21 protein-coding genes are annotated in these 23702 nt (G+C 63.1%); all 21 read left to right on the forward strand.

Features of this window, described 5'->3' with window-relative positions:
* Positions 1–120 precede the first annotated feature (120 nt).
* The 21 genes from AC1C2N_RS13215 (at position 121) to AC1C2N_RS13315 (ending at position 23643) form a co-directional block, all read left to right on the forward strand.
* Complete coding sequence (locus AC1C2N_RS13215; RefSeq protein WP_495434248.1) at positions 121–627, forward strand: type IV pilin protein; 507 nt, start codon at positions 121–123, stop codon at positions 625–627.
* Positions 628–704: 77 nt separating this feature from the next.
* A complete protein-coding gene (locus AC1C2N_RS13220) occupies positions 705–2096 on the forward strand; it encodes a prepilin-type N-terminal cleavage/methylation domain-containing protein (protein ID WP_495434249.1) in 1392 nt (463 codons plus the stop codon).
* Complete coding sequence (locus AC1C2N_RS13225; protein WP_495434250.1) at positions 2096–2866, forward strand: PilW family protein; 771 nt, start codon at positions 2096–2098, stop codon at positions 2864–2866. Before AC1C2N_RS13220 ends, AC1C2N_RS13225 begins: the two co-directional genes overlap by 1 nt.
* Positions 2863–4635, forward strand: coding sequence for a hypothetical protein (locus AC1C2N_RS13230; RefSeq protein ID WP_495434251.1), 1773 nt, complete (start codon positions 2863–2865; stop codon positions 4633–4635). Before AC1C2N_RS13225 ends, AC1C2N_RS13230 begins: the two co-directional genes overlap by 4 nt.
* A complete protein-coding gene (locus tag AC1C2N_RS13235) occupies positions 4632–5477 on the forward strand; it encodes a prepilin peptidase (RefSeq protein WP_495434252.1) in 846 nt (281 codons plus the stop codon). Before AC1C2N_RS13230 ends, AC1C2N_RS13235 begins: the two co-directional genes overlap by 4 nt.
* 21 nt (positions 5478–5498) lie before the next feature.
* On the forward strand, positions 5499–6548 hold the full coding sequence (gene pilM, locus AC1C2N_RS13240) for a type IV pilus assembly protein PilM (protein WP_495434253.1): 1050 nt from the start codon (positions 5499–5501) through the stop codon (positions 6546–6548).
* Complete coding sequence (locus AC1C2N_RS13245; protein WP_495434254.1) at positions 6545–7288, forward strand: hypothetical protein; 744 nt, start codon at positions 6545–6547, stop codon at positions 7286–7288. The genes pilM and AC1C2N_RS13245 overlap by 4 nt, the downstream gene beginning before the upstream one ends.
* 2 nt (positions 7289–7290) lie before the next feature.
* Positions 7291–7992 (forward strand): hypothetical protein, encoded by a 702-nt coding sequence (locus tag AC1C2N_RS13250; RefSeq protein ID WP_483404916.1) that lies wholly within the window; start codon positions 7291–7293, stop codon positions 7990–7992.
* Positions 7993–8494: 502 nt separating this feature from the next.
* A complete protein-coding gene (locus tag AC1C2N_RS13255; protein ID WP_483404915.1) occupies positions 8495–10174 on the forward strand; it encodes a DUF222 domain-containing protein in 1680 nt (559 codons plus the stop codon).
* Between the two features lie 517 nt (positions 10175–10691).
* The gene (locus AC1C2N_RS13260) at positions 10692–11507 is read left to right on the forward strand and encodes an amino acid ABC transporter substrate-binding protein (RefSeq protein ID WP_483404914.1); all 816 of its coding nucleotides are present in this window, start codon (positions 10692–10694) and stop codon (positions 11505–11507) included.
* A 25-nt stretch (positions 11508–11532) separates the two neighbouring features.
* Positions 11533–12267, forward strand: a complete 735-nt coding sequence (locus AC1C2N_RS13265) for an amino acid ABC transporter permease (protein WP_483404913.1) — start codon at positions 11533–11535, stop codon at positions 12265–12267.
* A complete protein-coding gene (locus AC1C2N_RS13270) occupies positions 12254–13042 on the forward strand; it encodes an amino acid ABC transporter ATP-binding protein (protein WP_483404912.1) in 789 nt (262 codons plus the stop codon). The genes AC1C2N_RS13265 and AC1C2N_RS13270 overlap by 14 nt, the downstream gene beginning before the upstream one ends.
* Before the next feature lie 90 nt (positions 13043–13132).
* Complete coding sequence (locus AC1C2N_RS13275) at positions 13133–14296, forward strand: hypothetical protein (protein ID WP_495434255.1); 1164 nt, start codon at positions 13133–13135, stop codon at positions 14294–14296.
* A gap of 34 nt (positions 14297–14330) precedes the next feature.
* Positions 14331–14762, forward strand: coding sequence for a hypothetical protein (locus AC1C2N_RS13280; RefSeq protein ID WP_495434256.1), 432 nt, complete (start codon positions 14331–14333; stop codon positions 14760–14762).
* 65 nt (positions 14763–14827) lie between these two features.
* The gene (locus tag AC1C2N_RS13285; protein ID WP_483404909.1) at positions 14828–19318 is read left to right on the forward strand and encodes a type VII secretion EssC family protein; all 4491 of its coding nucleotides are present in this window, start codon (positions 14828–14830) and stop codon (positions 19316–19318) included.
* 111 nt (positions 19319–19429) lie between these two features.
* On the forward strand, positions 19430–19726 hold the full coding sequence (locus tag AC1C2N_RS13290; protein ID WP_483404908.1) for a WXG100 family type VII secretion target: 297 nt from the start codon (positions 19430–19432) through the stop codon (positions 19724–19726).
* A gap of 91 nt (positions 19727–19817) precedes the next feature.
* Entirely contained in the window at positions 19818–20150 is a 333-nt protein-coding gene (locus tag AC1C2N_RS13295) for a hypothetical protein (protein WP_495434257.1), read from the forward strand.
* 39 nt (positions 20151–20189) lie between these two features.
* A complete protein-coding gene (locus tag AC1C2N_RS13300; RefSeq protein ID WP_483404906.1) occupies positions 20190–21557 on the forward strand; it encodes a putative T7SS-secreted protein in 1368 nt (455 codons plus the stop codon).
* Positions 21558–21576: 19 nt separating this feature from the next.
* On the forward strand, positions 21577–22176 hold the full coding sequence (locus tag AC1C2N_RS13305; RefSeq protein ID WP_495434258.1) for a hypothetical protein: 600 nt from the start codon (positions 21577–21579) through the stop codon (positions 22174–22176).
* The gene (locus AC1C2N_RS13310; RefSeq protein WP_483404904.1) at positions 22173–22796 is read left to right on the forward strand and encodes a hypothetical protein; all 624 of its coding nucleotides are present in this window, start codon (positions 22173–22175) and stop codon (positions 22794–22796) included. The genes AC1C2N_RS13305 and AC1C2N_RS13310 overlap by 4 nt, the downstream gene beginning before the upstream one ends.
* Positions 22789–23643, forward strand: coding sequence for a hypothetical protein (locus AC1C2N_RS13315; protein ID WP_495434259.1), 855 nt, complete (start codon positions 22789–22791; stop codon positions 23641–23643). The genes AC1C2N_RS13310 and AC1C2N_RS13315 overlap by 8 nt, the downstream gene beginning before the upstream one ends.
* The last annotated feature ends 59 nt before the right edge of the window (positions 23644–23702 follow it).

A 23702-nucleotide genomic window follows, 5' to 3' on the forward strand; every position in this document is an offset into this window, starting at 1 on the left:
GCTCAATTCACCCCTGTTCGCGTGTGCAGGTTGAACGTGTCTTTCCCATATGGTCAGAGACGGGGGGCCACCGGGATTTCCGACCCACAAATTAGTCACGCTCAGTCAAAGGAAAATTTCATGGTTTCTCGCATCACCGCTGCGCTCGCCGCACGCTACAAGGCCATTCAGGAGAAGGAAAAGGGCTTCACCCTGATCGAGCTCCTCGTCGTCGTCATCATCATCGGCGTTCTCGCCGCGATCGCGATCCCGATCTACCTGGGCGTGCAGAACAACGCAAAAGACAGCGCGGTGCAGTCCGACCTGTCGAACGTGAAGATTGCTGTCGTCGCTGCGTATACGAATGATTCGAAGTTCGAGGTGAAGGGCACCTTAACCACTGCGACGTCCGTGGGAACTGGCGACAGCGCCACAACGCTTGGGGCGTTGGGCGCCACGGCGAGTGGTGCGTATGGCACGGCGACCAACGGCGCGTTCGAAGTTAAGGGGACGGCAAAGGCCGCCGGGACAGCCACGGGTTCCGATTTCTGCATTGACGCAACGAGCAGCGAGACGAAAAGCAGCTTCCACGTCACATCCGAAGGCGGAGTCCAAGACGGTAAGTGCTACGCCGCTAGTCCTAAGTAAGCAAGATGTCGAAGGTGGGGTGACGCCTGAGGCGCCACCCCACCTTCGGTGTTCGACCCAGACGGAGGTGATGCAGGGTGATTGGACGTCGTTGCTCCGCTCCGCTGGATTACGACAGCGACGGCATGACCCTCATCGAGGTCATCGTCGCCATGATGGTGTTCTCTCTCGTGACGCTCAGTGTCGCCTACTCGTCGATCGCGATAATGACCGCGACCCGTGACTCTCGTCACCGCCAGGTGGCCACGAACCTCGCGGCCCAGGAGATCGACCGCGCACGATCGGCGGGAAAGATTCTCGACCTTCTCGATGACTCAGAAACCGAGACAGTGAACGGAACCGTCTACACGATTAGTCGCAAGGCATCGTGGGTGAATGCCACGCAGGATGGCGGGGCCTGTGGGGCAACTGACAGCGGCGTCGGCGGTGCGCTCCAGTACAAGCAGATCCACGTCGCCGTGACCTGGCCGAACATGACCGATCCAGACAATGCGGTGACAGCAGACACACTCCTCGCGCCAGAGTCGAAGATCAACGATCCAAACCTCGGCACGATACTGGTCCAGGTCACCAACGCAGCAGGCGGGGTGAGTGGCATTGATGTCGATGCCAAAGCGTCCGGTGACGGTGCGGAGTCTCTGACGGAGCCGAAGCTGCCAACTGACGCCCAAGGGTGTTCATACCTCCTTCGAGTGAAGCCCGGCACCTACTCGGTCGAGATATCCGAGACCGGATATGTGAACGAGAAAAGCCTCACCAAACCCAGCCAGCTTGTTCCCGTCATCGCTGGGGGCACGTCCTCCGCGCGGTTTACTTTCGACAAGCGCGGTGCGGTGAAAGCCACCTTCAAGCCGGATGCGTCTGCCGCTGGTGTGCTCCTTCCGGACACGATGCCGACGAGTTTTGTCGGGACGTACGGGATTGTGGTTCCTGACCTCGCGTCCAAGGCAGCCAGCTCAGCGACCTTCAACCTCTTCCCGCTTGGCGGTTATTCCGTGATTGCCGGCCGCCACGGCAGCACCGACAGCGGTGAATCGACCTGTGACGCCGTCAACCCGTCGCTGTGGGAGCCGACGGTGGTTGGTGGCGTCACCTATGAGGGTTTCACGCCCCCCAGCGTGGAATCTGTTTCGGGGACGACCTCGAGCGTCGATGTCCCGACCGGTGTCGTTACCATCAAGAACTCCACAAGCCTGGCGGGTACCAAAATCGTTGCGAAAAGCGCTGATCCAACGAGTTCACACCCCGTGCCAACCTGTGAGGAAGCCACGACGCTCACCTTCACCACAACCATTGCTCGGAACGCCTCGGTAACGATCGCGCTTCCGTATGGGGCCTGGACTGTCTCGATCACCAAGGACGGATCAACTCAGACCGTTCCGTCCACTGCATTCTCCGCGTGGAGCGGCGCTCTCTCCGGCGTTCAAGGACCGAACCGTCTTCTGCTCGATCCGCGACGTGCCGTTTGATGAAGGGCGTGACAGTCGGCGGACGGCCGCGCAGCCGTCACTCGTTTCGCAATGACGATGGCATCACGATGGTTGAGCTTCTCGTCGCGATGGTGGTGTTCGGTGTTCTCTCGACGATGGTCGTCGGTCTGTTCGCATCAACAACCAAGACCATGGCCCAGGTGCAGGCGCTCAGCACCAACACGAGCCAGGCCTCCAACGGAATGAACGAGACGGCACGCATCATTCGGGCAGGGACGGACAATCCGGTGAAGCCGACCGCCGCCAACCCGGCCCCGAAGCCGCAGCCCGCGTTTCTGCAGGCGAAGAGCGACTCGCTCGTGATGTATGCGTATGTCAATCTCGCGCCGGTTGTGACAACTGACGACGTGTTCCGCCCCATCATGGTCAAGCTGTCGCTGGACAGCGAACGACGCCTTGTCGAGAAGCGGTGGAACGCACGAGCCGCTGGAGACGGTTACTGGTCCTTCCCTGACCCCGATCGGGACCCGCCCGCGGAAACCAGAATCATTGCCTCAACGGTCGCTCCCGCCGGCACCGAGCCGCTCTTCACTTATACCGATGCCAACGGGCGATCGTTGTGCGTGACCCCCGCGGGCGCCGCATGCGTGCCGACCGCTGGGCTCCCTGAAGAGAGCCGGCGGCTGGTTGCGGCCGTGAAAGTTACCTTGACCATTCAAGAAGAGGTGAGTTCGAGTGCCGAACACCGGGTGACCCTCGAGAACACCGTCGGTATTCCTAACCTCGGAATCGGCAGGTTGGTCACATGAGGCGCATTCGTAAGTTCCAGGTGCACGAGGAAGAGGGCGCGGCACTCGTGCTCGTCGTAGTCATCGGCTTCGTTCTGATGGTCATGATCGCGACCGCCACCACAGTGGCATTGAGCAGCACGAGGAAGTCAGGGACGGACGCGGATTGGAACGCAGCGATGGCCGCCGCCTATGCGGGCATTGAGGACTATCAGTCGAAGCTCTCCAACGACAACTCTTATATCAAGTACGGGAACCCCAATGCGAAGTTCAGCGCCGGCAGTGCGGTGGTCTTGCCGCTGGGCGCTCTGGCCAATCCGGCGTTCGAGGTCGGCGCCAGCGGCAAGTGGGCTGCCGTCCAGGGCAGCGGCGGCAAGGCGACCTATCGGTATGAGGTAGACAGCTCGGCGTACAGCAAGTCCGGCCTCTTGCGTTTGCGGTCGACAGGCCGCGTCGGGTCGTCAGTACGCAGCCTCGTGGTCAACGTCAAGCAGCAGGGGTTCATAGATTTCCTCTACTTCACCGAATATGAAATGACCGATCCGGCTCAGGTCAAGAAGGCATCTAAGCGCTGCACCGTGGAATATGCGTGGAACCGATCTACGAAGGCGCACCCGAGCAATTGCAATATTCGCTTCGCCGACAAAGACACAATCAGCGGTCCACTGCACTCGAACGACTCGCTGCTGATTTGTGGTGCGGTGTTCAACGGAAAGATCACGACCGCGAACCCCAACGCCCCCTATTGGCGCGAGGACTCGACCTCGTGTGAGGACCCGCTCTTCAACGGGGGAGTGCCCGTGCAAACCCCAAAGATTGGTATGCCCGCGACCAACCTGGAGCAGAAGAAAGAGACCAGGTACGACCTCGAAGATTCCGTGCCGCGACCCGGCTGCCTTTACACGGGTCCAACGGTCATCACCTTGACCAACGACGGCAAGATGAACGTGAAATCGCCGTACTCAAACCGCACGCAGGTCGCCGGAAATCCCGCGCGAGCGGGTCGGGAAGCTGCGGAATGTGGTCGCGAAGCCGCCTTGAAATCCGCAGCGGGGGCGACGGTCGATGTGATCGAGGAGAACCTCATCTTCGTTCAGGACGTGCCGACCGATCGGGATGACCCCAACTATTGGGCGAGTAGTGCGAAACCGACGACCGGGAGCTACTCCTGCAAGAGCAGCGGAACCGGGTGGTCCTTTGGCGGTAACTCCTTTCCTCGTGCGGATGAAACGGTGCCCTGGGCCAGCCCGGCGCATTATCAGTGCAGAAAAGGGGACGTGTTCATTAAGGGCATCCTCAAGGGGCAGGTGACTGTATACGCCGAGAACTATGTCTACATCACCGGTGACATCAAATATGTGGACAAGCTGAAGGATGTTCTGGGTCTCGTGGGACAAAGTGCTGTCTGGGTGTGGAATCCCGTCGACTGCACGCGCGAAAACGGCGACGACGAATGCATTGAGGGCAATTTCTTTCAGGACGATAACCGCACAATCGATGCGGCCATTCTGTCTGTCGGCCATACGTTCACCGTGCAGAACTACATAACCGCGGAACGAAGCGGCAGCAAAGGCCGCGGAACCCTCACCGTTACTGGTGCCATCGCGCAGAACTTCCGTGGAGCCGTCGCGACGTCAGACGGTACCGGATACGAGAAAAACTATAAGTACGATGACCGTTTTCGTTATCTTGCGCCGCCGAAGTTCTTGTCGCCGGTGTCGACGACCTACGGAATTAGCCAACTCGTCGAGGTTCAGGCTGCATTCGGCCCGAACGGGACCGAGCGATGACTGAGCTTGAGTGGCTACCGATCGTCGCAACGTTGATCGGCGTCCTCGGCCTCCTCGTCGGGTCCTTCCTCAACGTCGTTATTTACAGGGTGCCGAACGGCATTTCCGTCATCGCTCCACCGAGCGCATGCCCCGGGTGTGGTGAGCAGATCAAGCCGTACGACAACGTCCCGGTGCTGTCCTGGCTCGCGCTCCGCGGCAAGTGCCGCAGCTGCAAAGAGCCGATCTCAGCGCGCTACCCACTCGTCGAAGCGGGTGTCGGCGTGTTCTTCGCCGTGGTCGGGGTGTGGTGGTGGCTGGTTTTCAGCGAGTTCGCCACGGCCACCACCGGCATTGTTGCCAACCTGCTCGTGCTCGTCGCATTCCTGTGGCTCGCCGGGGTCAGCGTCGCTCTCGCACTGATTGACCTGGATACGCACAAGCTTCCGAACGCGATCGTCTTGCCGAGCTACCTCGTTGGTGGAATTCTGCTGGCCGCTGCCGGCATCCTGAATTCGGATCTTGACGCAATGATTCGCGCTGGTGTCGGTATGGCAGCAATGTGGCTGGCGTACTTCCTGATGGCGATGCTGTACCCCGGCGGCATGGGGTTCGGCGACGTCAAGCTCGCCGGCGTTCTGGGCCTGTACCTCGGTTTCGTCGGCTGGGGTGCGCTCCTCGTCGGCGCATTCGCTGCTTTCTTTCTTGGCGGGCTGTATGCGATCGGGCTCATGCTCGCACGCAAGGCGGGCCGCAAGAGCGGTATCCCGTTCGGACCCTGGATGCTCATCGGCGCCTGGACCGGCATTTTCGTTGGCACCGCGCTATGGAATTCCTACCTCTCGCTGCTCGGTGTGGCGTAGGCAGAAAGTAAGAGGAGAAGCATGTCAGCAACAATCGTGGGTATCGACATCGGTAGCGTCGCCATCCGCGCCGTCGAGCTGAAGGACGCCGACAAGGCACGCCCAACTCTCCTGCGCTTTCACGAGCTTCCGCTGCCCACAGGTGCGGTGAACCGTGGTGAGGTGATCGAGCCGAGCACCGTGTCATCCGTGCTCAAACGGCTGTGGTCGACCGGCGGGTTTAAGAGCAAGAATGTGGTTATCGGCATGGGCAACCAGCGGGTGCTCGCGCGCGACCTGACCCTTCCGCGGATGTCACAGGAACGTATCCGCGAAGCCCTCCCGTACCAGGTGCAGGAACTGCTTCCTGTTCCGGTGGGCGACGCCATGCTCGACTTCTATCCCGTCTCCGAAGGCCAGTCAGACACGGGCCCGGTTGTGCATGGGCTCCTCATCGCGTCGATCAAGGAAGCGGTGATGGGCAACGTCCGCGCCGTGGAGAAGTCGGGACTGACGACGAAGGAAGTCGACCTCATTCCGTTCGCCCTTGCCAGGGCGCTGCTTCGAGGGGACCAGGCGAACGGGACCGTCGCAATCGTCGACATCGGGGCATCCGCCACCACGATCGTGATCGCAACGAACGGGGTGCCGCAGTTTTTGCGCATCATCCCGGCGGGCGGCGATGACCTGACGACGGCGCTCGCGCAGCGGCTGGAGATCGCCCCCGAGCAGGCAGACGGGCTCAAGCGAGCGCTTGGGCTTCGAACGAGGGTCGATGACCCGAAATACCAGTACCCGATGGAAATCATCAACGAGGTGACGAGCGAGCTGCTCATCAGTGCTCGCAACACGCTGGAGTATTACAGGGAGTCGCGGCCGGAGGCATCCGTCGACCGCATCCTGCTCACCGGCGGGGGAGCCAGCCTCAGCGGGCTGCCTGACGCGCTCACCGAATTGACGCGCAGGCCCGTGGTGCAGGCCGACCCATATGCCAGCATCGCGGTCGCCAAATCGTTCAACACCGATGACCTGCGCGCTCGCCAGTCTGCGATCCTCGTGGCTCTCGGACTCGCGCTGGGGAGCAAAGCATGAGCAAGAGTACGGAGACGCTGGTCATCGGCGGGGTTCCGCGGGCGGATCTGCTTCCGCTCGAGATCCGTGCGGTGCACCGGGGCAAGCGCAACCTGCGATCGATGATCTACGCGACGCTCGGCGTTGTACTGCTCGTCTTTGTCGCGACCGGGGCGTCCTTCTATTACGCACTCACCGCGCAGATTGCACTGGTTGCGGAGCAGAACCGCACGAGTGAGTTGCTGCTCGAGCAGCAGAAGTACGCGGATGTACGCGTCGTGCAGGACGCGCTCGCCACGGTGAAGGCAGGCCAGATGGTCGGGTCGGCGACGGAGGTCGACTGGAAGGCGTACCTCGATCAGGTCCAAGCGAGCCTGCCGGAGAACGTCGAAATCACCGAGGTCACCATCGACGGAGCGTCGCCGCTCGTCGATTACAACCAGCCGAGTGCGCCTCTTCAGGGTATGCGGGTCGCGACACTGACCTTCGGGGCGAAGACTTCTGCGCTGCCCGATACTGATGCGTGGCTCGTTGCGCTGGCGAAACTGCCCGGGTATGCGGACGCGAATCCCGACTCGATCACCCTCGAGGAGGACACCGGTCAGTACACGACGGTCGTGACCATGCATATCGGTGAGGGCGCCTGGTCGCAGCGTTTCGTGCCGGAGGACCAGAAGGTGGATCCGAACGCGGATGCCGATGGCTCGGTTGATGCGGATGCTGATGGCACCGATGCGGCTAACGGAGAGGGAGGCGAGTAGTCATGGATAAGTACAAGCTCTGGGTCCTCGGCCTCGCCGTCGTTATGGTCGGCATCCTCGCGATGGGCTGGTTCGTCGGCGTGGACCCGCAACTGCAGGCGAAGGCCGCGGCCGACGAGCAGCGGATTTCTGTGGAAGCGCAGAACGACGCGACAGTTCTGGCGATCGCCAAGCTCAAGGGTGACTTCGAGAGCATCGACGCGCTGCGAGCCGAGCTTGCGGGGCTGCGCAGCTCGATCCCCGCGAACGGAGACCTGCCCGCCTTCCTGACCCAGCTCGACACCCTGGCGAGCGAGAGCGGCACGACGATCACGGCGCTGACCGTGGCCGAGGCCATCGAATATACGGCTCCGGAAACGTCGGTTGTCGCGCCCCCGGTGGAGGCACCGGCTGAGGAATCCGGTGAGGAACCGACCGAAGGTGACGATGCTGCTGAAACGGATGCCGCGGCATCCGAACCGGAGGGCCCTGAAACTCCCACGGTCATCACCGACGCTCGCATTTCGGCTGAGAATTTTGTCGTGATCCCGATCACGGTGAACGTGCAGGGGGATCACGACGGGGTGTGGTCGTTTGTCGACAAGCTGCAGCACGGGTCCCGGCTGTTCATGGCGACGCAGATGACGAAGATGCCGAATGAGGAAGTGCCCGGGCAATTCGACGCGACGGTGACCGGGTATATCTACACGTTGTTGGAGAAGTAGGGCTGCGGGCTTTGATGGCGTAAATATGTTCGAATTTCTTGCGTAAAACTCTTTTCTAATATCGAATCTCTTGGTATCATGAAGTATGGCAAAGGTGTCCGAGCAGATTCGAGAGGTCGCCCTTCGGGTGTGCGACCAGATCGCTCGGTATGAGGACGCCATCGAGGCCGTTGGTCGTGCGGCGGGGGATGCCGCGGGGCCGGAGCCAGCGTCTGGTCCCGAACCTGCGTCGGGCCCTGAACCGGTATCGGGCCTGCAGGTTTCGGGCAAGGGAGGCTCTTCGTCTGCAGTGTCTTCGCCTGCAGCGGTTTCGACCGGCATCACCAAGTTCGGTGGTGCCGGTTCGTCGTTTAAGCGGCCGCGATTCGTGCCGGTGGAGCCGGAGCCGGAGCCGGAGCCGGAGCCGTTGAGCACTGGGCGTGGTGCTGGTGCGGATGTTGGGGCCGCTGGTACGAGCCCGAGTACGGGCGCGGGCACGGGGGCAACACCTGCAGGTTCCGCCGTGGACACTGGTCTGCCGTTGTCGATGGTGTTGGAGCGGGCGGCGAACGTCGAGCTGGAGGAATTGCTCCGCAACGCGGCGCGAGCAAAGTCCGAGTTGGACGCGGTGATCGCTGCGGGGGCGGGTGTGGCGGCGAAACGGTCGGCGCGTGACCTGGGTTACTCGGGGTGGGCTCAGTCGACCGGAGACCGCACGGCGGTGAACCTGGTGCAGCGGTTGACCGGGTCGACCAAATCCGAGGCGTTCCGTCAGGTGCGGCTCGGTGAAGCGATGGGTGAGGCGGACGCCGCTACCCACCCGACCGGGTTCGCACCGGGCGCCGATGGCCCTGATGAACCGGGTGGCGATGGCGGTGACGACCCGCTGATCGATCTTGACGGCAAGATTCTGGTCGACCCTGACGCTGACCCTGATGCGCGGGTGTCGGTGTTGCGTCCGGTGCCGGTGGTGCCGTGGCATGAACCCATCTCTCGGGCGGCGCGGGAGGGGGTGATCCGGTCCGAGGCGGTGACGATCATCATGCGCGGGCTCGGGCAACCGAACGACCGGGTGGATGTGGAGATGCTGCGGGCCGCGGCGGTGGAGATCATCGCGGACGCTGCCGGGGTGAACGCTGACGAACTCGGGGTTCGGGCGCGGCATTTGCGGGACCGGATCGATCCGGCTGGGGTGCAGTTGAGGTGGGATGAGCGGTATGCGAACCGGAAGTGGCGGTTCGGCCGCAATGAAGACGGCACGAAGACAGCGTATGTGGCCTTCGATGAGGAAGGCGCTGCGTGGGTGGAGTCGATCGTGGGGGCGGCGTTGCGGCCGCGCCGCGGTGGGCCGCGGATGGTGGACCCGGTCGAAGCGGAACGGGCCGAGAAACTCCGGGTGGATGAGCGCAGTAACGACCAGATCGTGTACGACATTCTGATGGGTGCGATGCGGACCGGGGTGCAGGCCGACCCGACAACGACGTATGGGTCACGCCAACCCGGGATCCGGGTGGTGATGACCGAAACCAACCTCGACAACCGTGCCACCGACAGCGAGGGTGCGGAGCACCTGGTCGGTACCGGGTATCTCGAAGACAGTAAAGACGCGGTGCCGGGCAGTGTGATCGAGAAGCAGATCTGTATCTCCGGGATCTCCCCGATCCTGATGGACACCTCCGGCACGATTCTCGACGTGGGCCGGGAACAACGCTTGCACACCCGGAAGCAGCGGGTGGCGATGGCGGTTCGTGACGGTGGCTGTCGGATCGAGGGGTGTGAGTGTCCACCGTCGATGACGGAGGCGCACCACATCAACGAATGGGCCGCCCACGAAGGCTGCACTGATCTCGCGGACGGGATCCTGTTGTGTCCGTATCACCACACTCTGGTGCATACGTTTGGCTATCGGGTGGTCCGGATCGAGGGTGAGTATTACCTGATCCCACCACCGGGGGAGAACGGGGAACGGATCCCGATCCGGATGCCATCGAAGTCACCGTTGGAGAAGGAACGACTCCGCCTGGCCGGGATCAAGGCCGCAACCGACGCCGCGGACGCCGCCGCACGAGCCGCAGCCGCCGGGAACAACGGTGCCGGGGCCGACAGTGCCGATGGCGGCGGTGACCGGTCAGGCAGACGAGGCGGACAGGGTCCAGGGGAGAACTCGGCCCACCCATCGGCCCAACAGACCAGGACCGCGTAGTCGGGGGCCACGGGAGAACTCCGCCTTCCCGTCGGCCCAACAGACCCGGACCGCGTAGTCGGGGGCGAGGGGAACTCCGTTCTCCCTCGGCCGAACAGAGCCGGACCGCGTAGTCGGGGGTTAGTGGAGACCTCAGTCCTCCCACGAACCGACAGACCCGGGCCGCGTAGAGCCCGCTCGGAAAGGGCGCCACGTCCCATTAACAATCGGGAGTCTGAAGGCTCGCATCATGCCGAAGCATCAGCATTGCATCGCCCCTTTTCAGTTGAGTGCAGTTGCGGAATTCGAGCGGGAACCGGAGTTCGAGGCGCGAATATCAAATAAAACAGCTGGCACCGGCATAAATGCGAGCAGTCGTCGGTTCTATTCAAAGTAATAAACAGTCCGTCACGTCAGAGTAATTGTCCGTCACGCGAATTTGCCTGCCGACCGAGGCCATCTAGGGTCGTAAGTCGGGGCATCCGCTGGATTGATTGATCGCGATGCCTCCACAAAGTTGAAAGGTAACACCCACGTCATGAACTCACGCCGTCTCACCACTGTCTTCGCAGCAACCATCATTGCCGGTCTCGCCCTTTCGGGATGCTCCGCAGATGCAGGTGGAGGATCCGCCAAGGAACCCAGCGGAAGTGCACTCGAGCGCGTGACCGAAGCCGGGACTCTCGTGGTCGGAACCGAGGGAACGTACAAGCCGTACAGCTACCACGAGGGTGGAGCGGGTGAGCTCACCGGGTACGACGTGGAGGTTGTAACTGCTGTCGCCGACAAGCTCGACCTCGAGGTGAGCTTCGAGGAGACCCAGTTCGACGGCATTTTCGCCGGTCTCGAGGCTGGCCGTTTTGACATCATCGCCAACCAGGTGTCGATTAGCCCGGAGCGCGAAGAGCAGTACACACTCACCGAGCCGTACACGGTCTCGCCCGGAGTCGTTATCGTCGCGAAGGACAACACTGACATCACCTCGGTCGCGGACCTCAACGGCAAGACCACTGCGCAGTCGCTCACGAGCAACTGGTACACCATCGCTGACGAAGCGGGCGCGAACGTCGAAGCTGTTGAGGGCTGGGCGCAGGCTGTCGAACTGCTTGAGCAGGGCCGCATCGACGCGACGGTGAACGACAAGCTCACCTACATCGACTACGTCGGTGAGCACCCGGACGCCGCTATCAAGGTTGTCGCGGAGACCGATGAGGCTTCACGCAGCGCTTTCGCGCTCAAGAAGGGCAGCGATGACCTCGCGGACGCCATCAACGAGGCGCTCGTTGAACTGAGCGAGGATGGCACCCTGACCGAGCTCTCCGAGAAGTACTTCGGCGAGGACGTCAGCAAGTAGCCGCCGCGGCTGCGATACTGCCCCCATGACCGAGTGGCATTTCTTGAGCCCGTCGCTGTCGGCCGCCGCGCCGACGGCGACGAGTGACGTGGTCACAGAGTCGAGCTGGGACCTATTCGTCAGCTCGTTCTGGCCCCTGGTGTCTGGCGCGATAACTGGCACGATCCCACTCGCGCTGATCTCCTTCGCGATCGGGCTTGTCCTCGCGCTGTTCGTCGCGATCATGCGGCTCTCGCGCAACCGCATCGCGTCGAGCATCGCGCGGATCTACATCTCGATCATCCGAGGGACGCCACTGCTCGTCCAGTTGTTCGTGATTTTCTACGGACTGCCATCAATCGGCCTCACTATCGACCCGTGGCCGAGCGCGATCATCGCCTTCTCGCTCAACGTCGGCGGGTATGCGGCCGAAGTAATTCGGGCAGCGATTCTTTCGGTGCACCAAGGCCAGTGGGAAGCCGCGTACACAATCGGTATGTCACGCGGACGCGCGCTGCGCCGAGTGATCCTGCCACAGGCAGCCCGGGTGTCCGTGCCACCGCTGTCGAACACATTCATCAGCCTGGTGAAGGACACCTCGCTGGCGTCGCTCATTCTCGTCACCGAACTGTTCCGCCAGGCACAGAAGATCGCGGCGTTCACCTCAGAATTTATGCTGCTGTACCTCGAAGCGGCTCTCATCTACTGGCTGATCTGCCTTGTGCTCTCGTCGGGCCAGAGCCTGCTTGAAAAGAGGTTGGACCGCTATGTCGCCCACTAACACCGGCCAGGACGCCCCTCTCCTCGAGGTGACCGGCCTCTGCAAGAAATTCGGCGCACATGAGGTGCTTCGGGGCATCGACCTGTCCGTCGACCGCGGCAAGGTTCTCGTGCTCATCGGGCCATCCGGCTCCGGCAAGACCACAGTGCTCCGCTCGATCAACGGCCTGGAGATCCCGGAGGCCGGTGTCGTCACCGCGGCAGGCGGCATCCGCGTGGACTATGCAGCAAAGCCGGCGAAGAAAGACATTCTCGCGCTCCGCGACCGCACAGCCATGGTGTTCCAGCACTACAACCTGTTCCCGCACATGACGGTGCTCGAGAACATCATCGAAGGCCCGGTTCAGGTCAAGGGTGTCAGGAAGGCGCAGGCGATCAGCGAGGCTGAAGCACTGCTCGAACGCGTCGGCATGGCGGAGAAGCGTGACGTGTACCCGTTCCAGCTGTCTGGGGGCCAGGCGCAACGTGTTGGTATCGTCCGTGCTCTGGCTCTCAAACCTGACCTGCTCCTGTTCGATGAGCCGACGAGCGCCCTCGACCCCGAACTCGTCGGAGACGTACTCGTGGTCATGAAGGAACTCGCCGACGAGGGCTGGACGATGCTCGTCGTCACCCACGAACTCGCTTTCGCGCGACAGGTCGCGGACGAGGTCCTCTTCATGGACGAGGGCGTCATCATTGAGCGTGGCGCGCCGAGCCAGATGTTCTCGGCGCCGAGGGAAGAGCGAACCAAGCAGTTCCTGCACCGGGTTCTCCACCCGCTGGATGACGACTAACCCCCGCGCGTTAGGGCTTGGCGCGAGCCTCCTCGCGCTACAGTGACCACAAAGGGGGCACTGTACGCCCCGAGCAACGAGGAGCGTCACATGAGCAACACCACCCCGGAACCTGGCCACGAGATCCACGACGGATCGACCCCGGAGTCGCACGCTGCCGACGAGTCGCCTCGCGAGGGTGACACGGCTGTTGCGCCCACGGTCGACCCGGCCGACGACCGCGAGATCGTGATCGACTACGGTTCCGCCGTCGACCCCGACTACGTTGAGCCTGAATATGTTGAGCGCGAACACGCAGAGCCTGAGCACGTTGAGCCTGCGTATGTTGACGCCGCTCACGTCGACGCCGCCAGCCCGGCAGAGTCCGACGCGCGGGTCGCGTCGTCGACCGAACCGAGCGTGCTGACCCAGGCCGACCTTCGCGAGGACGAAATCCGTGCCGCCGAGGCGGGAACCGGTGCCGTCCCCGCCGAGCAGACCGTCGCGCAGCGCCTCGCCGCCGAGCGTGAAGCCGCACGTGCAGAAGCAGAACGCGCAGAGGCCGCGCGCGCCGAAGCAGAACGCGCCGCAGAACGCGCTTCCGCCGCTCGTGCAGAGGCTGAAGCCGAGCGTAAAGCGCAGGCCGACCGCGACGACCGCTCCGATCGGGGCTCCAACGACGGCGACGAGCGACACACATCGACCGCCACCGCTCCGGCCGCCAGCGTTCGCCAGCCGATCTACGTGCAGGCGCCGTCGAAACCGAAGCCCAAGAGCAACCGCGGCTTCGGGATCGCGGTCTCACTCCTCGCGACCGCCGTGTTTGCCGCCCTTTACGCGGGCATCCTCGCCCTGATCCTCATTGCCAACAACGGTTCCGTCGACATCCTCGGCGAGGTTCTGGCCAAGGCGCCGTACTGGGTTCCCGTCATCTTCTTCTTCCTCGCGATGGTCCTGCTGGTGGCGGTCGTCAACCGTGGCGGATGGTGGGCGTACGTGCTCGGCGGTTTCGCCGTCGCTGTGATCGTCTACGCGTCGTACCTCGGTGGAGTGCTCATCGACCAGGCAAACAACATCACCCCAAATCAGGTGTCAGAGACAGTCGGCCAGGCCCTGCTTTCGCCCGCCGCCATCATCTCGTTCCTCGTCGCACGAGAGGTGCCGATCTGGTTCGGTGCGTGGATCGCGTCGCGCGGACGCAAGGTGAGAGAGCGCAACGCTGAGGCTCAGGCCGAGTACGAGCGCATCCTTGAGCAGGGGCCCGTTGTCGCCTGATCGTGAGGCGGATCGCTCGTCATCCGAGGGTTCTGTGGCATCCGATCCGACGCGTCTTCGCGCAGCTCTCATGTCCGCAGGCGGGCTGACCGTAGCCCTCGCGATCGGCGCCTCGCTGGTCGGTTCCCGTATTTCCCTGACGAACACGGATGCCGCGGGCTGGCTTTCGGTCGTGATGCTCATCGCGTCGGTTGCCGGCTATCTCGGCGTCCTGTTGCGGCTCAGCACCGCATCGGGTCTTGTGGCGACCATCGTCTACCCGACGCTTGGCGCGGTCGCGGCGTTCCTGATCGCCGGGGGAGTCCTGTATGGGCTTGGAACGGGCGACCCTTTCCGCGGCCCCGCCTTCGCGCTCGGCCAGTTCTCGGCCCCCGGCTTATACCTCGTCACGGCACTCGCGGCCTGCGCCGCAGCTGCTTTTCGCATGGGCACTCCTCCACCTCGCACCGGCCCCGACAGCCGGTAGGGTAAGGAATCTCATCGGTCCTGGCGATTCGTCGCCGGGACCGACCTGTGTGAGTAAGGACGAAAATGCGCCTCAAACTGACCCTTGCCCGACCGTCGGGTGCCCGCGACGACATCATTGTCACAACGGATGCCGGTGCCACGATCGCCGAGGTCGCCTCGACAATTGCGCGGGTCGATCCGGCGGAGTCTCTGCCGCGGGACGGTAACTACACGCTTCAGGCAGCGTTGCCAGGGCACTCCGAGTGGCTCGCGCTTCCTCCGGACGCGCCGGTGGGCGAGTCGTGGATCGGTTCCGGGGCCACAGTGCACATTTCGGATGCCGGCAAGTACTTCTCGCAGGCGAAGACCGGTCACGCACCAACGCTCGCGACGATCACAGTCCTCTCTGGGCCGGAGGTGGGTCGCAGCATCCCTCTCACCGCCGGAAGCTACACCGTTGGTCGCGATGAGTCCTGCGAGATCACGCTCGACGACAAGATGGTGTCGAAGAAGCACGCGCGAATCGAGGTCGGCGACGCCGTCGACGTCGTGGACCTGGGCTCGGCGAACGGTGTAGAGGTGGACGGCGGAATCGTTGCCCGCCTCCACGTCACCGAGACCGAGACGGTGCGCCTCGGCGACACCGAGTTGAGAATCGCATTGCACGAGTCCGTCGCCGAAGCCGGCGTCGCCCCCAAGGCCGGCCCGATCTTCTTCAACCGTTCGCCCAAGGTCGAGCAGCGCTACGCCGGCCAGGAGTTCACGGCTCCCGAGGTCCCCGCCGAGAAGGAACCGCAGCCGTTCCCGCTTCTCGCGATGCTGACACCCATGCTCATGGGTGGCGCCCTGTTCATGCTCACGAAGAACCCGATGTCGCTTCTCTTCATCGCGATGACTCCGATGATGCTCATCGGTAACTACATCACGGGCAAGCGTCGGGACAAGAAGGCGCTCAAGAAGGCCATCGCGAAGTTCGACAGCCGACTCGCCGACCTGGACGAGCGGCTGCAGAAGGAGAGCGTCACCGAGCGCATCCTCCGCCTCGCCGAAGCTCCCTCCACCGCTGAAACGCTCGACGGCGCAATGCGCCGTGGGCCGATGCTGTGGACCCGACGCCCCGAGCACTGGTCGTTCCTCAACGTCCGCCTCGGTGTGGGATCGATGACGTCCCGCAACACAATCAAGTCGAGCGAACACGGCGACCTGCTGCCCAAGTTCCAGGAACGGCTCGAGCTGCTCATCGAGAAGAACAAGTACGTTGCCGGTGTTCCGCTTATCGACAACCTCCACGACTCGGGGGCGCTCGGTATTGCGGGATCCCCGTCGGCAGCGATCGGTTCGCTCAACTCAATCCTCGTGCAGCTCACCGCCCTCCACTCCCCGGCTGAACTCACCGTTGCCGCCATGGTGACCCCGCAGTGGTCCGACCAGCTGGCCTGGCTCAAGTGGATTCCGCACACGTCGTCCCCGCACTCGCCGATCGAGGGCATCCACCTCGCCGACAGCGCGGCAAGCGCGGCCAACCTCATGTCTGCCCTCGAAGAGATCATCCACTCGCGCGTTGCCGAGCGGAAGGCGAAACTGCAGCGCCGCGGCGCGATGGCCCAGAAAGCTGCAGCGCTCGAACGCGGTGCCGAGGTCGGCGAATCGAGCGACGAAGGGTTCCAGGCTCCACTTCCTGCGATCGTCGTGCTCATCGCTGACGACGTGTCCGTCGACCGCGCGCGGCTCGTGCAACTTGCTGAGCTCGCTGCGGATGCCGGCGTCTACCCGATCTGGATGGCCCGCGACGTCACGGCGCTCCCGGCGGTCTGCCGCACCTACCTGTCAGTCCCAGACGATGACGGCTTCGCCACCGTCGGATACGTGCGCATCGGCGAGACCATCACCGACGTCGTGACCGAACTCATCGACCCGCAGACCGCGCTCGACTACGCACGCCGGATGGCGCCGATGATCGACGCTGGCGCCCTCGTCTCCGACTCGAGCGACCTGCCCCGGTCGGTGTCGATGGTTGCCCTGCTCGGCCACGACCTCGTCGAGCACAGCGACGCTGTCGTTGACCGCTGGCGCCAGAACACCTCGATTCACGACCGCACGCCCGGTATCGAGCCGAAGAAGCGCCGTGCGGGCAAGCTGCGCGCGACCATCGGTTCGGCGGGTGTCGACGCCATGCACCTTGATCTCCGCACGCAGGGCCCGCACGCACTCGTTGGAGGTACCACCGGTTCCGGGAAGAGCGAGTTCCTCCAGGCCTGGGTGCTCGGAATGGCCGCCGAATACAGCCCCGACCGAGTGACCTTCCTCTTCGTCGATTACAAGGGCGGCTCGGCCTTCGCCGACTGCGTGAGCCTGCCGCACTGCGTTGGCCTCGTCACCGACCTCAGCCCGCACCTCGTGCGCCGTGCGCTGACCAGTCTCCGGGCCGAATTGCACTTCCGTGAGCACCTCCTCAACCGCAAGAAGGCCAAGGACCTGCTCGAGCTCGAGAAGCGAGGCGACCCGGACAGTCCGCCTGCCCTCGTGCTCGTGATCGATGAGTTCGCGGCCCTGGCCGGCGAGGTCCCTGAGTTCGTCGATGGTGTCGTCGACATCGCCCAGCGTGGCCGTTCGCTCGGTATCCATCTCATCATGGCCACACAGCGGCCCGCCGGCGTCATCAAGGACAACCTCCGCGCGAACACCAACCTGCGCATCGCGCTCCGGATGGCGGACGAGTCCGACAGCACCGACGTCGTCGGTGTGAAGGACGCAGCCCATTTCGACCCTGCGATCCCCGGTCGTGGCCTCGCCAAGACCGGCCCCGGCCGCCTGCAGACCTTCCAGTCCGCGTACGCCGGCGGCTGGACCTCCCGAGAGCCCGACCGTCCCGGTATTGACGTGACCGAGCTCCGGTTCGGGGCACAGGCGCGCTGGGAGGAACCCGGTCGCGGTGACATCGATGAGTCCCGTGACCTCGGGCCGACGGACCAGCAGCGGCTCGTGGCATCCATCATTCAGGCGTCAGACGCCGCCCACATCCCTGCCCCCCGGCGACCGTGGCAGGACGAACTTGCGCCCGTGTACGACCTGGGCAAGTTGCGGCAGCGGACAGACGCGCAGCTCTTGCTCGGAGTCAGTGACCTGCCCGAGAAGCAATTGCAGCTTCCCGTTTACTTCAACCCGGATGTCGATGGTCACCTGGTCATCTACGGCACCGGCGGTTCCGGAAAGAGCACAGTTCTCCGGACGCTCGCGACCGCTGCGGCGATCACCCCGCGTGGTGGCCCCGTCGAGGTGTACGGCCTTGACTTCGGCGGTGGAAGCCTGAGGATGCTGCAGGACCTGCCGCACGTCGGGTCGATCATTCACGGTGATGACACCGAGCGGGTCATCCGCCTGATGCGCCAGCTCAAACAGGAGCTCGAGTCGCGGGGCCCGCGATACGCGGAAGCGAACGCGTCGTCGATCGTCGACTATCGACGCCTCGCCGACCGGCCCAATGAACGACGCATTCTTCTTCTCATCGACGGATTCCAGAACTTCCGTCAGGAGTTCGAAATCCCGGCCGGACGGTCCCAGTGGTACGGCGTCTTCGCTGACATCATCTCCGGTGGGCGCCAGGTCGGAATGCACGTCGCGTTCACCGCCGACCGCACCGGTTCGGTCCCCAGCTCGATCAGCTCGAGCGTTCAGCGACGCGTCGTGCTTCGCCTCGCCGATGAAACGGCGTACGCGATGGTCGACGTGCCCGGCGACATCCTGTCAACCAGCTCGCCTGCCGGCCGCGCGATCGTCGATGGCGAGGAGACCCAGATCGCCGTTCTCGGTGGCTCGGCCTCGCTGTCCGACCAATCCGTCGCCACGAAGGGGCTTGCCGCAGCGATGACCCGTGCCGGAGTGGTGCCCGCCCAGCCGGTTCGTTCGCTGCCGAAGGAATACCCGGTGGACGAGCTGCCCACGCGGGTCGGCTCGTTCCCCGCCATCGGCATCAGCGACGAAGACCTCGGACCGACGGGCATCGAGTTGGCCGGAACGTTCCTCATCTCTGGACCCCCGGCGAGTGGCCGCACGACAGCGCTTCGCGGTTTCGTGCGCTCCATCGCGCGCTTCGACCCCGAGGTGCGGATGTACTACATCGGGAACAAGCGATCGATCGTGTCGAAGGATCCGCGGTTTGTTTCGGCAGCAGTGACCATCGAGGACGCCGCAACCCTCGCCAAGGAACTCCTCGCCGCCATTGTCGACCCGGACACCGAGGGGACCATCGCTGTCTTCGTCGAGCAAATCGGTGATTTCCTCCAGACCCCTGCCGACAACCCGATCGTGGATATGATCCGGGCCATCAAGCGCAGCGACCACTTCATCCTCGCCGAGGCAGAGTCGAGCTCCTGGTCGAGTTCCTGGCCGCTGCTCGGCGAATTCAAGAACGCACGGAGAGGTCTGTTGTTGCAGCCGGAGACCATCGACGGCGACATCGTCCTCAAAACGAGCCTGCCGCGGATGCAGCGTGCCGAGTTCCCGCAGGGCAGGGGCGTGCTTGTTTCAGGCGGCAAGTTTGCCCGGGTCCAGTTGCCCCTCGTGCTGGGGGAGTAGCAATCGAGCATGGGGAGTGGTCCCCATCGACGTTCTCGTTTGTCCTCCATTAGGTTGTTCACGTGGGGACGATCCAGAAGGGATCTCCGAACCAAGGATTGGATAATCACCATGGCAAACATCAACGTAACCTTCCAGGACCTCAAGACCGCTTCTGGCCAGATCATCACGGGCAAGGGCGCACTTGAAGACAAGATCAACGAGCTGCAGCGCCTCGTGACCGACCTCGTGTCCAGCGGGTTCGTCACCGACCAGGCCTCAGGAGCGTTCCAGGAGTCCTTCACCACGTTCACGCAGGGCGCCACCCAGGCGGTCGGCGGCGCACAGGGCATGGCTGACTACCTGACCAAGGCTGCTGACTCGCTGCAGAGCGCAGACACCGAGCTGGCCAACGCCATCCGCGGCTAAGCTCGCACAGCTTCTCGGGGAGGGTCGGCTTCGGCCGGCCCTCCCCGACACCTGATACCCACCGAACGGCTTTCATCTCTAAGGAGACACAATGGGCGACAAACTGGTTGTCGAGGGCGCTCTGCTCGAACAGACACAGACCAACCTGCAGTCGATTCTGACCGAGTTTGAAGGCGCCGAGACGTTCAGCGAATTCGTGGCTTCGCTCACCGGTCACTCCCGTCTCGAGCACGAGGTTCAAGCGTTCGCGTCCAATTGGAACCTGAAACGCGCCGAGGTCATCGAAGCGGTGACCGCGCTCAAGGATTCGATCGGTGCCATCAACGACGCTTTCAACAACCTTGACGCCGATCTCGCAAAGGCGCTGTCCGATACAGCCGGGGACGTCTCTGCGATTCCAGCCGGCCTCCCCGCCGCTTCCTAAACACCGCATCCGTCCCGCCGACAGATAGGCACCAACATCATGTCTGACTTCTCTGACCTGTCCGGAGAGCCCGCGTCGCTGAAGACCTACGCGACCCGGTACCTCAATCTTGCGAACGCAATTCAAAGTGCAGCCAGCGCCCTCAAAGCGGTGGGTGAGGGCAGTGACAGCATGATTTCAGCTGCCGTGAATGAGGTGCGAGGCAAAGCAAAAAAGGGCGGCGAGGACATTGGCCAGGCTGAAAGCCGCTACCGGACGACTGCTCAGGCGCTCCTGACCTACGCCGACGCTCTCGAAGATGCACAGACCAAGGCCAAGGAAGCGCGCGACGAGTACGAAAGTGCTCAGGGCAGTCATGCCACAGCCCAGGCGAAAGCCGATGAATTCAATGACAAGGCGCTGGTGCCGGGGGCCGAGCAGGCCGCAGACGCTAAGTCAGCCTCAACGTGGGGGAATGAAGCGTCAGGCTTTGCGTCAGCGATGAGCTCGGCGCAGACCAAGTACAACCAGGCGGTTGCCGACAAGGAAAAGGCGGGTAATACCGCGGCCGACGCCATCCAGAATGTCATCGCAAACGATGGTATCCGCGACAGCTGGTGGGACAAGCTCGTCGACTGGTGCGAGAAGATCGGTGACTGGGTCGCTATTGCCGCCTTGCTGTTGTCGTGGGTCCCGGTCCTTGGCCAGATTCTTCTGGCAGTTGCGGCCATCATCAGCATCATCAAACTCATCGACTCGCTCATCAAATTCGCCAAGGGAGAGATGACACTCGGTGAGGTAGTTGCCGCGGCCGTCGGAGTGATTCTCAGCATTATCGGTGGCAAGGCGATCATGGTGGGGATCAAGGGGTTGAAGTCGCTGCAGGCCGGAAACAAACTGGCACGAGCGACTCGAAAAGCCGATGCCAATACAAGGTCACGATCCGCCCGACAGGCCCAAAACAAGGCCCAGGGCGACAAAGACCAGGCCGTCAAGGACTTCAAGGACGCTTTCAAGCCGAAACTGAACGACATTACCGAGGAGCTCAAAGGGACATTCGTGAGCCCGTTCACGGATCTGCGCGACGCGCTCACCAAACCGGGCGAAGCTTCTGACTTCATCAGGTCGCTTATTCGGGGCAACGAGGGTCTCCTGCCCGCCGCTATGTCCCGCGGCGAGCTACCCGACTATCTCAAGTTGCTTGCGGACTCGACAAGCAATTCCATTTCGTTCGAGGATTTGCCGTTGAGCCTCAAGGTTGAGCTCATTTATGAGGGCTCGAAGGTCTTCGGCGAAGCGTTCGAGACCATCGCCGCCCCGACGATCGGCGAAATACCGTTTACCCCCGAATCGCTGATAGCGAAGGTCACCGAACCGGTGGCTGGCCGAATCGGCGACACGGTTGACGGAACCGTCAACGCCAACTGAGTCGATAGGTTAGACCTCTATGGCTTACACGTCGGACATCTCACGGGTGTCACTGAACCTTCCCACTGACTGGTTTGAGGTTGATCTCGGTGCCGAGCAATCCACAGGGTGGATTGACCGCCTCTCGCTCAATTTCACGGCGACCGCCGATCGGGCAGCGATGGTCCGCGCGATGCAGTCGATTCGGGATGTCTTCGTCGATGACGCTGTTGATCTGGCTGCGCTTTTCCTGCCCCAGCCGAATAACGGTGTGATCGCCGCCGCCATGACCGTCGACATCTGTGGACTTGGCACTGAGGACTCACCGGAGAGCTATCTGAAATTCGTCGAGTCGCACCGGGATTTCCGGAGCCCACACCTCGACATCTCAAACCTGTCGTCCTGGCGTTCGGCACACCAGAGCGGAGAACTTATCGGCTACTCACATCTCGCCCTCGTGACGCCCGAACCGGATATGGAGAGCAGCCTCGAGGAGCGCTCGGTCTTCGCCATTTTCCCGCCGGGCGCTTCACAAATGGCGCGGGTCACCTTTCGCACTGCGCGCCTCGGCGCGTTCAGGGATATGGCGACCGAAACCAGTGCGGTCGTCGAGGGCATGACGCTTGAGTTGGCGTCATGACGCGCCAGGTGACGCTCACTGCAGCTGACCTCTCGATGGTCTTTCCCGGTTCCTGGGCCGTAATTCCGCTTTCGTCCGCCGAGACTGCGGAGCGTCGTGCATCAGCGCTGATCAAGAAGCAGCTGGGGCGAAACGACAGGCTGGCAGGACTTCGACGTGAACTCCGTGAGGGCATCAACGAGTCTGTGCGCGAGGCGATTGACCTGGGCGCAGTCGGGCTGGCAATTTCGCTCGAGATCCTGCCCGGTATCCCATTTCCGGCCTCGCTTCTGATCCTGCCGCTCGACTGGCCTGCGTCGCCCAACGAGGCCGAAGCATCTGCCGAGCAGCGTCTTCTCGCCGCCTACCCCGGTTCGGTCCTCCTGGAAGAAGGAACCGAGAGGCCGATAGTCCGTCGGCACGAGTTGGTCACGACGACGTACGAGACGGAGTCATCGCAGGACCTCAAGATCAACTACTGGCTCCCCGTTGGTGACGGCAGCCGCATCGTTCGCGTGTACGTCAAAGCGCCGATGGCTCACACGCCACCGCTATGGCTGGAACTCTTTGACACCATCATTGGGTCGGTTGGATGGCTCAACCGGAAGGACGCGATCGAGGAGGAGGCTATTCGTGGTTGACCAGGATTCGTCGACGACGACACGCCCTCCCCGCGCCGATCTCGATGAGCGGGCTGCGAAGCTCCGTCGTGGTGTTGCGATAATCGGAAATGCGATCGGGGCACTCGCCCTTCTCGTCGCGCTCGCCTCCGTCGCCGCCATTCTGTGGTTCACCAACCAGAACGTCTCCATTGGGTCGGTGTTCGAAGATGACCGCGCGGGAACGACGACTATATCGTTTCCGTTTCTGATGGCGATGCTGTCGATGATTGGGTTCTTCTTCGGCCAATTCGCTACCCGCGGGCGTTGGGGCACCGGAGACACCCCGACCGCCATGAGTGCGGGGTCATTCCGCGTCGACCTCCAGCCAATAACCCCCGCGCTGCATCTCGTTCTGTTTCTGCTGGCAGTCTTTGTGTGGGTGCTCGTGGTTCCCGCGCCAGTCACTCTGGAGGCATCCGGGGCTGTCTCCCCGTCGCCCGGCTCCTCTGCCGCGGAACAATTCTGGTTCACCGTTGTCGTCTATGCGGTGGTTTCGGGAGCAGTGGCCGCCATCGTCGGTGTCTCGCTCCTGAAGAAGCTCACGTACAACCGCAGCCTGGAGCGTGGACGCACGTCGATCGTCGATGGATCGCCGTCGCAGGTCGCCTGGCGCCGGCTCTCCCACATCTGGCGCGGTGAGCTGATGGTCGCCGCTGTGGCCGGCGGTGCACTCGGCCTCGCGCCGCTCGGTATCCACCTCGACAGCGCGGTATACGGGCTCTCGTTCGCCGCCGTCGGCGTTGTATTGCTTATCGCTGCCGTCATACTCGCGCTCAACTCATGGCGATCGGGCTTGCCCGTGGAACGGGTCGAGTCCTACACCTAGGCGATATACCGCCCGGTCCCGCCCATGGGGAGCGCTGCCCATTGCCTGCCTTCACTGGC

It is taken from the genome of Mycetocola sp. Y791 (genome assembly GCF_059445325.1).